The organism is Leptospira venezuelensis (assembly GCF_002150035.1).
GTDB lineage: Bacteria > Spirochaetota > Leptospiria > Leptospirales > Leptospiraceae > Leptospira_B > Leptospira_B venezuelensis.
This window is the reverse complement of sequence record NZ_NETS01000010.1, coordinates 1,182,801-1,194,773: the sequence shown is the minus strand read 5'-3', so window position 1 is coordinate 1,194,773 and position 11,973 is coordinate 1,182,801. Positions and strand designations below refer to the sequence as shown.

The following is an 11,973-nucleotide window of genomic DNA, read 5'->3' as shown; positions in this document are numbered from 1 at the left end:
ATTAACCCTTCAGTTTTTTAGTGAGAACGTTTAAGAAGTCGGAAACAAACTCGTCGGATCTACGATTTTTATCTGCAAACTCAACAGCTTCTTTCGCGGCGTCTTCAGCTTTCTCATTTTTTATCACGATGTTTAGGATAGAAACAAGAGCAGTATAAACGATGTCTCCGTTATCAGAGCTGATCACTTTGTTTTTCAGAGCGATAGTAGAATCACCAGCTTCTCCGATTTGACCAAGAGCAATCCCAGCAGGAACTGCAACCTTAGGATCGTTCGCGCGGTTCAGAAGATTAATCAATTCTGGAATGGCGGACTTTTCTTTTTTATCTCCCAAATAACGGGAAGCTTCGATTTTTTCCTGATCGGATCCGCTGGAGAGTGCCTTAATATGATCTTCCGTACTTTTTTCGGCAGAAACCGAAACTGTAAAAATAAGAGTGGCGAGTATTGCGAACGTAATGGCGCTTTTTTTCATGATCTCCTCCTGTAACCGAGGAATCTTCCCTCGGTAGCCAAGATCGTCAACCCAAATAAATGGTTCGTAGGAATCCCTCGGCCTTTTGATGATGGATTCGGAATGCAATTCAGTCTTCCCGAAATCCGTCCTAAAGAATGGATCCATAGAATTAAGGAGGAATTTTTCCCTCCTAGGATCCTGGATAAGTATGTATTCTCAGAGTTTGTAAAAATATTTGTCGGGGCATTGATCACTTTAGGATTTTTGGCCCTTATGTCTTCCTATAGTGATATCAAAGGAGACATGGCGTCTTCCAAAGGTGGAAAGATCCACGGTTGGCTTTTCATTTTACTCAGACTTCCTCAGATGCTCATACAATACATCATGAACATCGCAATATTATTCTCCGTATCTTTCACTGTAGGACAATTTTCGGCGAATAAAGAATTAGTAGCGATGATGGCTGCTGGGATCTCTTTCAGAAGAATCGTAACCCCAATTGTAGCATTCAGTTGTGTTCTTTGGTTTGCTGCATTTTTCTTAAAACAAACTGTTGTAGCTCCCTTAAATGCAAGAGCGAACGAAGAACATAGAATGTTGAAAGAAGGAGACCAGAACACTTTAGTAGGAGTGGTCTACCAAAAACATTTCAAGGGCCAAGAAGGTTTTTACTATATTTACTATTATGATACTAAAGAAGAAGAGATCAAAGGTGGATTTAATTATATCTGCCTGACAAAGGAACAAACTCCTGACTATCTTTTAGTAGCTCAAAAAGCAAAGTTCGATTATCAAAAAGGAGTCTGGGTTCTAAAAGGTGTAGAAGAGACCAAATTCGACGATGAGCTACAAGTAGTCTCCGTTCAAAAGTTTACTGAGAAGGAATACACTCTTCCCGAAAAGCCTGACTATTTTAAGAAGTTAAAAGGTTCTGTAGAAGAAATGAACTTCTTCGAACTATCAGAAGAAAAGGAAAATAGAATTCGTAAAGGTCTATCATACGGAGACGTGGACATAGCAAAACATACATTGTTTGCAGAACCTTTACTCATTGTGGTATTAACGTTAGTAGGTTGTGCCAGCGGATTTTTTACCAAAAGAATGGCTATTGTTTCCTCGCTTGGGGTAAGTATCGGAGTAGCTCTTCTTTATATGATCATGGACCCTTCTTTCAAATCCTTAGGAGAAAACGAAGTAATACCCATCTGGCTTGCGAGTTGGATCACTCCTATGCTTTTCTTATCAGGACTATATGTAATCTATAAAAGGCTAAAAGTCTGATCTAAAATGAAAAAGCCTCCCGAAAGGAGGCTTTCAGAAAAATATTATAAAAATAAAATTCTATTTTTATAATATTATTTTCCACCTTTAGGTGTAACAGTCGCTTTAGGTACAATCACTCTTATATTATTCTTTTGGATCTTATATCCTCCAGAAACAGTTACGATTCCTTTAAATAGATCAGCAGTATCAGTAATTTTTGCCATGAACCAGCTTCCAGTCCTAGCTTCTTCCTTAGATTCGGGAGCTCTATATCCATCTTCTGTTCCCATATCGAACATGATCACTTTTACTCCCAGCTTAAGGTCTTTGTCTGTAGCAAGTCGGGTCATATAAAAATTTTTGGTCCAATACTTCTTCCCGTCAGTAACTTGTAGGAACTCCCCTTCTCCCTTTGTTTTAGTGGCAGAAGCAGGAGTCATTTCCTTAGCGATATATACGTTGATATAAGTTTGATCGTTATATTCTTCCCTAGAAACAAAATAGTCGTCAGGTTGGATGTAATGATCATCCTCTTCTGCGAATAAACCCGTCGGTAATAAACTGAGGCAAAATGCAACGATCGCGATCACTCTAGATAAATTTCTGTTTTTCATTCCTATACTCCATGAAACCTACTCATTCGCGGAAATAATTTCCGGTAGTGAATAATTTATTGCATACTGAAGATAAGGGTATTTTAGTCAACGCTTCCTGTAAAAAGGCTGACAATTCTAGTAAAACTATGTTTGTACGTCCTTAGTGATTTTAAAAATATTAACATAGATCAACCCTATTCTTCAAAATTTTATTTTACTTAGACCGTTAGGCTTAAATCATCCTCGTATGAAAAAATCCGGAAAAAACGATCCGAAAGATCTGGTCTTTGAAACCGTTAAACTAGGCAAAATTTACGATATGGGCCAAGTGAAGGTTCCTGCTTTGACGGATATTAATGTTCGATTTTTTCGATCCGAATTTTCAGTTCTATTGGGACCAAGTGGCAGCGGAAAATCCACCTTATTGAATATATTAGGAGGATTAGATTCTCCTAGTTCGGGAGAAATCCTTTTTAATAAACAACGTTTAGAATCAGGACAAAACGAAGACCTCACCGAGTTCAGAAGAAAATATGTAGGATTCGTATTCCAATTTTATAATTTAATCCCAAGTCTGACTGCCGAAGAAAACGTAAAACTTGTTACAGATATTTCCGACAACCCGATGTCTACCTCCGAAGCGTTGGATCTGGTCGGCCTAACAGATAGAAAAAACCATTTTCCTTCTCAACTTTCCGGAGGAGAACAACAAAGAGTCGCAATTGCAAGAGCCATAGTCAAAAGACCTGAAATACTTCTCTGCGATGAACCTACTGGGGCCTTGGATTTTAAAACTGGAAAGATTGTATTAGACGCTATTTCTAAGATCAATAAAGAGTTAGGCACTACAACTATCATAATCACACATAATGTAAGTATCGCTTCCATAGCAGATCGAGTCGTTGAAATGAGAGATGGATCCATAGTATCCGACAAACCGAATTTACATAAAACTACTACAGAGAAACTTCATTGGTAAAGGTCTTAGACAGAAAAGCGTTCAGGGAATTACTAGCATGGAAATCCCAGGCAATTACCATCACGTTGGTGATTGCTTCCGGGATCGCCGTCTATCTAACTTCCTTAAGCGCATATGATTCGCTCCTAATCTCAAGGAATAATTTTTATGCAGAATATTCTCTGTCCCAAGGATTCGTTTCACTCCATAAGGCACCTGAATCCATAATTTTAGATATTTCTAAAATACCAGGAGTTTCGTACGCAGAAGGAAGAATAATCAAAGATATAGTTTTGGATTTTGAATCCGAATCTATTCCCAGCGGAGGAAGAATAGTCACCTTAACGGAAGGTTTAAATCGTTTAGCAGTGTTACAAGGACGGCTTCCTCGAGAAAAAGACGAAACTGTGATCAGCGAGGCTTTTTCTTTAGCAAACCAATTGAGCCCAGGCTCCAAAATCACGGCAGTTTTAGACGGAAAGAAAAAAATGCTGACCGTTTCAGGAATCGCACTTTCACCCGAATATGTATATGTTTTTCGCCCGGGTGGATTTCTACCGGATGATAAACATTACGGGATCCTATGGATGAAAAAAGAAAGTGTAGAAGAGATCTTCGATATGAGTGGAGCTGTAAACGATATCATATTTGATTTTGCACCATCCGCAGAAAAAAACTCAGTGCTCAAGGAAGTGGACCTAAATCTCACCTCGTTCGGGGGCTTAGGCTCTTACGATAGGGACAAACTTCCATCTCATTCTTTTTTGAGAGATGAATTCAAACAATTAAGAACAACAGCATTCTCTATTCCCATGGTATTTTTGGGAGTGGCGGCCTTCCTCCTTCATATAGTCTCTTCTAGAATGATCTCTAAACAAAGGGAACAGATCGCTACTTTAAAAGCATTAGGATATGGAGATAGAAGTATCGCTTTCCATTATTTAAAGATAATATTGTTTGTTTGCCTCTTAGGCTCCTTTCTGGGAATCATATTCGGATACTATTTGGGTACAGGGATGGTAGACCTATATGGAGAGTATTACAGATTTCCGAACTTAAAATTCCTTTTTGATCCCATATTGGCAGTCCAGGGAATATTGATCGGCATCGTTTCGGGGGTGGCGGGTTCGTTATTATCGATCCGAAACGCTACTTCTCTCCAACCTGCCCAAGCAATGAGACCACCCTCTCCTGAAAATTTTTCCACGAGTTTTTTGGAAGAGTATTGGAAAGATCTTCCTGTAATATACAGGATCGCCATACGGAATCTAGTCAGAAGGCCAGGAAGGACCTTACTATTCGTATTGGGAGTTTCTTCTTCCGTAATGATCATGATCCTGGGTTTATTCTCCAGAGACACAATGTCTTCTATCCTAAAAATACAATTCGAAGATCTGCAAAGGGACACAGTTACATTAAATTTTCAGAATGCAATCTCGTCCGATTCCATTTTGGAATTAGAAAAAAAAGAAGGAATCCTGTTGGTCGAAGGTTATAGAGCAGTGCCGATCCGCATCCGTTACGGAAATTCGAGTAAGGAAATCGTTCTTACTGGGATGTCAGTAAATTCCTCTCTCAGGAGATTAATCAACGAAAGAGGACAAAACGTTCCCGTCCCGGAAGATGGGATCCTTTTAAATTCCGGTTTGGCCGAAAAATTTGGGATTCATAAAGGGGATAAAATACAACTGGAAGTATTGGAAGGACAAAGGATCAAAACAGAAATAGAAGTAACCGGGACCATCAACGAAATTTTAGGACAAGGAGCTTATAAAGAGATACAGTCCTTAAACCGATTGTTAAGGGAAGGAGATCAAATAAACATTGCTGCGCTTTGGAGCGACTCCTCCAAGGAAGAAGCTTTATTGAACGAATTAAAATCTTATCCCAAAATTTCAGGAGTGTCCACCCGAGCAAGAACCTTAAAAATATTTTACGAACTGATGTCCAGAAGTGTATTAACTACATCCTTGGTTATAATGATTTTTGCATGTATTATTTCAGTCGGAGTGATCTATAATACCGCATTAATCTCACTTTCGGAAAGGGCTTTCGAATTAGGTAGTCTAAGGATTTTAGGTTTTACTAAAACTGAAGTTTTCATAATATTATCCGGAGAATTAACCATAGTAATCTTAGCATCATTACCTCTGGGTTGTTTGTTCGGTTATTTTTCCGGATATGGGATTTTAAACACGGTGGAAACGGAAGGATTCAAGATCCCTTTATTCATTTCTCTTAAAACGTATTTAATTTCCATCTTTACAGTTCTAATTACATCTGTATTTAGTTTCTGGATACTTTACATTAAAATAAGATCATTGGATCTGATCTCCGTATTAAAGGTTAGAGAATAAAAAATGCAACTTAAGGAAATCCTATTAAACTTATACTCCAACAAGATCGCACGTATCTCCACTGCTTGTATTTTACTGATCCTTCTAAGCTGGTGGATCTTCCGACCTAAACCAGTACAAGCGGATATTGGAAAAGTGACAAAAGGTACTTACCAACAGATCGTGGAAGAGGAAGGTATTACAAGGGTAAAAGAAAAATTCACCCTCTTCTCTCCTGTAAACGGAGTACTCCAAAGAATAGAAAAACACGTGGGAGAAAAAGTAGATAAAGGAGAAACTGTTGCGATCGTTCGGTGGGATTATGACCGAAAAGTAAAATCGCCAATCGCAGGAACAATTCTATCCATCCAAAGAGAAAGTGAAGGTCCGATCGCAATGGGAGCTCCTATACTAGATATAGGTAACACTTCATCTCTTGAGATTGTATGCGATGTACTTACTCAAGACAGTACACATATCCATTCTGGGGATCCAGTCTTAATTGAAGGATGGGGTGGAGAACCTATCCAAGGAAAAGTTAGATTGGTAGAGCCTGCTGCCTTCACAAAAATATCCTCTTTGGGTGTGGAAGAACAAAGAGTCAGAATTATTATAGATATTTCCTCTCATGTCGGATTAGGGGATTCTTTCCGTGTCCAAGCAAAAATTGTTTCCTTCAGCAAAGATAACATGTTAATCCTGCCGACTGCTTCGTTGTTCAGAGAAGGAGAGAACTGGGCAGTTTTTAAAGTGGTAAAGGGTAAAGCACAGAAGACTAATGTTAAGATCGAAGCAAGAAGTGGAAAGTCTTCCCTATTAACTGAAGGTCTGCAAGAAGGAGATGAAGTGGTCTTATATCCGACCGAAGAGATAAAGAATGGGAAAAGAGTGAAATAGCCCAACTTTCCTATTCGGATTTTTTTCTGAAAAAACTGAATATTTTGGAAAAAAATTCATTGGTTCTCTAAAGTTTGTCCGATACTTAGTACAGATATGCCTAGGGAGTAACCGCTTAGATGCGACATAAACTCTTTGGAAAATGAAGAATCGGGTTTATCTACCGATTTTTTCCTAAGGTCGCCGGATACGCCGAAAGGAGGGTAAAGAACATGGACGTTCAACTTACGAATCTAGTCTCATCAGCAGAGAAACTTCTCCGCGACAAGAGATCTTCCGTTCCAGGAAAGACGGGAGTGCCCTCGGAAGCCCAAAACGCAGCCGACAAAACCGAGTTTTCTAGCAGCTTAACCTCTAGATACTTAAAAGTTCAGGAAACCTTGGGGAATCTCCAAGAACAACTTTCTAAAGAACAAATGAAACTCGGAGTACTGAGCGAAGAAAAGAAGACACCTAAAGAGGAACTAATCAATGTCCTTTTCGGTGAAACTCCTTTGTTCAGAGAATTGGTAGAGAATCCAAACCAGGATCTAAACCAATTGAGAGAGCAGGTCCAAGTGAAGAAGGACCAACTAATGGATTCTATACGCAAATACGAAGTAGAATCAGAGAACGTGCTCTCCGTCGGAATGCTTAAGAATCCTGAAAATTTCCGGAAGTCTATCGAGAACCTTTCCGGTAAAGATATTCAGATGAAACAGCTATCCGAGAAAACGATAGAAAGACTGATCCAAGATTAACATCGAGGACTCCACAAACATAAACATATAATCTTCCCTCAATCAGGGGAGGGAGTCCTCTTTTCATTCGCTCTTTTTAAAAAAGCTTGCGGACTCGAATTTCAAAACGATCCTTTGGCTGCGATGGCGCTTAAATTCCGGATCTTATTACTCTTACTTCTACCTTCACTTTATCTATCGTTAGTCGCTCAGACTTCAGATCCATATCATTATGTTCTAATCACATCAGGCGTGTTAAACGTTCGAGAAACCCCAGAAACCGGAAAGATCGTATTTACATTGAACCGGGGAAATAAGGTTAAAATCCTTCCTGACGAAACAAAAGGTCCAGTCGATTGGGCTAAGATCAAAGCTGAAGATGGTAAAACAGGTTTTGTTTCCAGAAAATACTTAGGACTCACACCACCAGATACATTAGATGAATATAAATTGATCGGATTTGTTTGGTCTGGATATGATCCAAAGGATCTTCCGATCTTTGTTCCACTTGCATTCTTTAGTCCAAAAGGTTGGCAAGAAGCAAAAGACGAATACGAATTCGATTATAAATTCAGAAGTGGAGTAAATACTTCTCTTCCTTCTTTTTCATTATTAGAAGGAGATAAGGGACCTTCCTTTTCTGCAGCCTCACCTACTACGTACGGATGCCAAGAATTCCCGGCCTTAAAAGTAAAGCCTACAGGAGATATTAAAACCAAAAAAGATTGGTTGGTATATTCTCCGGATCTAAAGCTGCAATCAATTCCGCTCCAAGAGTTGGCTAAAACGGATCCGGATTATACCCTTTTCAAAAACTTGGCGGAAACAACTTGGAAGGCAAGAGGATATCCTGAAACGGAATGGCTTCATTCTACGATGGAAGAAGTTTATTCCTTTAAAAATAGTAAAAAAGAAACCTTTCTTTCTGGTAGGATCACTTATCATAAAAAAGGCGCAGAACGAAGATACCTCTATCTACTTGGGCGCAAATTCGGAACGGACAGAATTTTGATCTCTTACGAAAAATCCGAAAAACTCACGGAAGAATTAGGATTTTATGGCGGTTCTTATCATTTAATCGGAGTAATCTACAGGGAAGAAGATCCGGTTCCTATATTATTATTTACTGATATAGGTTACGACTCTTCTATTAAATCTTTATATGAATTAAAGAACGGCACCTTGCAGTTATTATTAAGAGGAGCAGGAGACGCTTGTTAATATTGTTTTGTTCCGCCGCTCTTGTGAACGGCGGATCTTGATTTTTCTTAAACCTGAGAAAGCGCAGCCACAGGATAATCTGTATAACCTTTTTCTCCTGGAGTATAGAAGGTAGAAGCATCCGGCTCAGCAAGAGGGATTCCTTTTTCAAATCTTTCCACTAAATCTGGATTTGAAATAAAGTTACGACCAAATGCGATCAGATCGGCATTCTTTTGTTTCAGATCTGAATCTGCACGATCTGGATCGTAACCTCCAGAAAGAATATAAGCTCCGTTCGGATTTCCGGATTTATAAGATTCTCTGATTGAAGTAACCACTGAAGCAGTCGGTTTAACAGCTCCCATAGCGGAATGGTCCACAATGTGGATATAAACTAGTCCTAGTTTTCCTAAAGATGTAGCTAAATCTTTGTATTGTTCTTCTATTTCATTATGAATTTCTAAATCGTTGAATACGCCGTAAGGAGAAAGTCTGATTGCAACTTTGTCTGCACCGATCGCTTCTACAACTGCAGTTGCAACTTCTACGGCGAACCTGTTTCTTTTTTTCCAATCTCCACCGTATTCGTCAGTGCGATGATTTGCGCTTGGATGTAAAAATTGTTCTATCAAATATCCATTAGCACCATGAAGTTCCACTCCATCAAACCCTGCTTTGATCGCATTCTCTGAAGCAACCACATACTCTCGTATTGCAGCCTGTATATCTTTTGAATTCATTTCTCTTGGAGAAGAGTAAGGTTGGTTGCCTTCTGCGTCCGTCCAAACAGTTCCTTTCAATCCGATAGCAGAAGGTCCTACTAACTCCGCACCTTTAGGGAGATTGAGCTGATTTCCCACTCTTCCGGAATGCATAAGTTGTACGAATATTCTACCTTGCTTAGCATGAACTGCATCCGTTACCTTCTTCCATCCCTGAACTTGCTCTTCTGAAAAAATTCCTGGGATCCTCGCATATCCTAAGCCGTTTGGAGAAGGAGAAACACCTTCCGTAATCAGTAGACCGGCACCGGCTCTTTGGGAATAATACTCCGCCATCAAATCGTTCGGAATATTTCCAATGGCTCTGGATCTAGTCATGGGAGCCATAACGGCTCTATTTTTTAGCTTATTCTTTCCTAATGTATATTCGGTAAATAATAGGTTCATTTCTTTCCTCGGATCTTAGACAGGGAAATACTTTATGATTGAACCTTTTTTATATAAAGGAATGAAGAAAAGACAAGAAGAAGGCACCGGATTTTTCACCGACCTAAGTTCAGTCGGTGGCCAGCAATGAAGATTAAGGACCGAGTAGATCTACCGTGTCTTTATAGAATTGTTTCATTCTCTGGTAAGAATTCTCAGGAAGTTTTCTTTCCTGATCGTTATTTAAATATTTTTTAACAGGTAATAATCTGAACTGAGCCTTAGAACCGGTCCTGTCTATATAAACCCAAATAGGTTCATAAGCTATATCAAAAATACTTAATTTGTCGTTTTCTTTAGATAAGGAAAACTTAAGAATAAGTCCTCCATCTACATACCGCCTATCCTGCCCGGAGATAAAATTACCCAAAGAATAAATATAGAATCTTTCTTTTGAGATACCGAATTTATCTTTAAGCGTTTTTTTACCGAACTTTTGGAGAGTATGAGGATGCCCTCCTAAAACTATATCTGCTCCAGAAGTGAATGCATGGTCCACCATTTCCACCTGGAAAGGATCAGGCTGATGTAGATATTCTGTTCCGTAATGATACATTACGATAATTGCATCTGGTTTGGATTTTTTCGCCAAGGCAATATCGGAAGCGATCTGGTCCTTATCGATCAAATTAATTACTGTGCCAGCAGGGATTTCCAGTCCATTGGTTCCGTACGTATAATCTAAGAATGCAAGATTCAGATTTCCTACAGGGACGAATAATATTCTATTTTTTTCATATTCTTCTCTGTCCCTGTACGTCCCCAGATGTTTCAGACCTAATTGATCCAAAACAGAAAGAGTTCTTACAACTCCCAACTTGCCCTTGTCACAGGAATGATTATTAGCAGTAGAAAGCACATCGAAACCGATATCCTTAATTGCTTTCGCAAGCGAATCCGGAGCGCCGAATTGAGGATAACCGGTGTAGTGTTTTGGATCTCCAGGAAGAGTAGTCTCCAAATTTCCAACGGCAAGATCCGCCTCAGAGATCATTGAAGATACTTCTTGAAATACCTCATCGAATTTCCAGCAATCACATTCTTTATCGTAAGCCGTATCTATCTGAGTTTGGTGAGACATGATATCCCCCACTGCTACAATTCTAACTGCGTCAGTTGGAGAACCTGTTTTTACGTTCTGAGAAGAACAAGGGACTGCAAAGAATGCAATCCCCAAACAAAAGATAGAGCTTCGGATCATTTTTTAGGTTCCGGAGGTAAGGCTTCTATTAAAGAAAATCCTTTTTCGATCGGCTTACGATTCCGAAGAAGTATGGTTGTATATAGAACATTCTCTTTGGTCAGCCAAACTTTCAGGTTATCTAAAGATTGAATATTATAATGGAAAGGGAAAGCTGCAGGAAACATCTCTCCATCAGGAAATCCGTATACCTTTGCGCCTTTTGTAACAGTGCGGATCACGATACTTTTGGAATCTCCGTAAAGATTCAGGAAGTTCTTTCTCATTCCTTCCGGATACCTAAAATATTCTTCTGCATTAGAAGTGTATAAGATGCGGATCGGTATCTCTAGTTCCTTTGCTTTTTCTGAAATAGAATTTATCGTCTTATCTCCTAATAAATTCCCATCGATCGCAATTATTTTTCCATCTAATACCAGATTTCTTAAGTGATCATAATCCTTTGTATCATTATGAAAAGAAGTAAACTGAGGATATACTTTAGAGATCTTATGCAAATCCCCTAAACGTTGAGGAACAGCTCCCTTTCTAAGAGCGATTTGATAAGACTTTAGAATTACTTGATATTCTGGATCATTCGAAAATCTTTTTTCGATAATAGGAAGAACATCATTTTTATTCTTAGGATCCCAAAGTTTTTCAAATTCAGGATAAGTAGGAGAAATTTCAATGAAGTGAAGATGAAGTCGATTAATAGAAACTGTTACCGGATCAAAATCGAATAGATAAGCAAATTCACTTCTTGCCCATGCTATCAAAGTTAAGTTCTGATCGGTTCCAACTCCCATATAGCCGCCACCTAAACCCACTACTCTGGATTTAAACAGGTCCAATCTTCTTTCGTTAGAAGAAGGATAATGTTCAGCATGAAGATGACGATCTGCCGGAGGAGTATCGATTGCTGAAAGTTGTAATCCTTCTCGAGTTAAAGAAGCCCTTCTTCCGAATACTGAATGATCTCCCTGGCCTTGGCCGGCAGAACAATCCAAAAGATAGAAAACCGAACAAATGAATAAAACCGCTAAGAATAAATTCTTTTTATTTTTAAGTAAAACGACCGTCTTAGGTCCTTTTTTTCTCATGAAATCCTGCATCCTCTCTGGGCGCGTTGCCCTTGCAGACAGAACTTATTAAA

At 39.0% G+C, this 11,973-nt stretch carries 11 protein-coding genes; 6 read left to right on the top strand and 5 right to left on the bottom strand.

Features of this window, described 5'->3' with window-relative positions; translation table 11 throughout:
* Window position 1 precedes the first annotated feature (1 nt).
* Window positions 2-475 carry a HEAT repeat domain-containing protein gene (locus B1C82_RS12810; protein WP_086448597.1) on the bottom strand — a complete coding sequence of 158 codons (474 nt, stop codon included), beginning with the start codon at window positions 473-475 and terminating at the stop codon, window positions 2-4.
* 102 nt (window positions 476-577) lie between these two features.
* Between B1C82_RS12810 and B1C82_RS12805 the strand changes: the two genes are divergently transcribed.
* A complete protein-coding gene (locus B1C82_RS12805) occupies window positions 578-1,738 on the top strand; it encodes an LptF/LptG family permease (RefSeq protein ID WP_086447931.1) in 1,161 nt (386 codons plus the stop codon).
* 74 nt (window positions 1,739-1,812) lie between these two features.
* On the opposite strand, the gene B1C82_RS12800 is transcribed toward B1C82_RS12805, so the two are convergent.
* Window positions 1,813-2,334, bottom strand: coding sequence for a hypothetical protein (locus tag B1C82_RS12800; RefSeq protein ID WP_086447930.1), 522 nt, complete (start codon window positions 2,332-2,334; stop codon window positions 1,813-1,815).
* A 229-nt stretch (window positions 2,335-2,563) separates the two neighbouring features.
* Between B1C82_RS12800 and B1C82_RS12795 the strand changes: the two genes are divergently transcribed.
* The 5 genes from B1C82_RS12795 (at window position 2,564) to B1C82_RS12775 (ending at window position 8,447) form a co-directional block, all read left to right on the top strand.
* On the top strand, window positions 2,564-3,295 hold the full coding sequence (locus B1C82_RS12795) for an ABC transporter ATP-binding protein (RefSeq protein ID WP_086447929.1): 732 nt from the start codon (window positions 2,564-2,566) through the stop codon (window positions 3,293-3,295).
* On the top strand, window positions 3,289-5,631 hold the full coding sequence (locus B1C82_RS12790) for an ABC transporter permease (RefSeq protein WP_086447928.1): 2,343 nt from the start codon (window positions 3,289-3,291) through the stop codon (window positions 5,629-5,631). The genes B1C82_RS12795 and B1C82_RS12790 overlap by 7 nt, the downstream gene beginning before the upstream one ends.
* Before the next feature lie 3 nt (window positions 5,632-5,634).
* Window positions 5,635-6,507 carry an efflux RND transporter periplasmic adaptor subunit gene (locus B1C82_RS12785; RefSeq protein ID WP_086447927.1) on the top strand — a complete coding sequence of 291 codons (873 nt, stop codon included), beginning with the start codon at window positions 5,635-5,637 and terminating at the stop codon, window positions 6,505-6,507.
* Window positions 6,508-6,719: 212 nt separating this feature from the next.
* Window positions 6,720-7,247, top strand: a complete 528-nt coding sequence (locus B1C82_RS12780; protein WP_086447926.1) for an LIC10415 family protein — start codon at window positions 6,720-6,722, stop codon at window positions 7,245-7,247.
* A 114-nt stretch (window positions 7,248-7,361) separates the two neighbouring features.
* Entirely contained in the window at window positions 7,362-8,447 is a 1,086-nt protein-coding gene (locus B1C82_RS12775) for an SH3 domain-containing protein (RefSeq protein WP_086447925.1), read from the top strand.
* A 47-nt stretch (window positions 8,448-8,494) separates the two neighbouring features.
* Here the strand turns inward: B1C82_RS12775 and B1C82_RS12770 are convergent, their stop codons facing one another.
* The 3 genes from B1C82_RS12770 to B1C82_RS12760 form a co-directional block, all read right to left on the bottom strand.
* A complete protein-coding gene (locus B1C82_RS12770; protein WP_086447924.1) occupies window positions 8,495-9,598 on the bottom strand; it encodes an alkene reductase in 1,104 nt (367 codons plus the stop codon).
* Window positions 9,599-9,731: 133 nt separating this feature from the next.
* Window positions 9,732-10,838, bottom strand: a complete 1,107-nt coding sequence (locus tag B1C82_RS12765; RefSeq protein ID WP_086447923.1) for a CapA family protein — start codon at window positions 10,836-10,838, stop codon at window positions 9,732-9,734.
* The gene (locus B1C82_RS12760; protein WP_086448596.1) at window positions 10,835-11,920 is read right to left on the bottom strand and encodes an LIC_10091 family lipoprotein; all 1,086 of its coding nucleotides are present in this window, start codon (window positions 11,918-11,920) and stop codon (window positions 10,835-10,837) included. Before B1C82_RS12760 ends, B1C82_RS12765 begins: the two co-directional genes overlap by 4 nt.
* Between the last annotated feature and the right edge of the window lie 53 nt (window positions 11,921-11,973).

Excerpts from the sequence above, each read along its gene's own strand:
- B1C82_RS12785 (WP_086447927.1), top strand. The coding sequence starts at position 5,635 with ATGCAACTTAAGGAAATCCTATTAAACTTATACTCCAACAAGATCGCA.
- B1C82_RS12800 (WP_086447930.1), bottom strand. The coding sequence starts at position 2,334 with ATGAAAAACAGAAATTTATCTAGAGTGATCGCGATCGTTGCATTTTGC.
- B1C82_RS12795 (WP_086447929.1), top strand. The coding sequence starts at position 2,564 with ATGAAAAAATCCGGAAAAAACGATCCGAAAGATCTGGTCTTTGAAACC.
- B1C82_RS12770 (WP_086447924.1), bottom strand. The coding sequence starts at position 9,598 with ATGAACCTATTATTTACCGAATATACATTAGGAAAGAATAAGCTAAAA.
- B1C82_RS12760 (WP_086448596.1), bottom strand. The coding sequence starts at position 11,920 with ATGAGAAAAAAAGGACCTAAGACGGTCGTTTTACTTAAAAATAAAAAG.
- B1C82_RS12810 (WP_086448597.1), bottom strand. The coding sequence starts at position 475 with ATGAAAAAAAGCGCCATTACGTTCGCAATACTCGCCACTCTTATTTTT.
- B1C82_RS12805 (WP_086447931.1), top strand. The coding sequence starts at position 578 with ATGCAATTCAGTCTTCCCGAAATCCGTCCTAAAGAATGGATCCATAGA.
- B1C82_RS12780 (WP_086447926.1), top strand. The coding sequence starts at position 6,720 with ATGGACGTTCAACTTACGAATCTAGTCTCATCAGCAGAGAAACTTCTC.
- B1C82_RS12765 (WP_086447923.1), bottom strand. The coding sequence starts at position 10,838 with ATGATCCGAAGCTCTATCTTTTGTTTGGGGATTGCATTCTTTGCAGTC.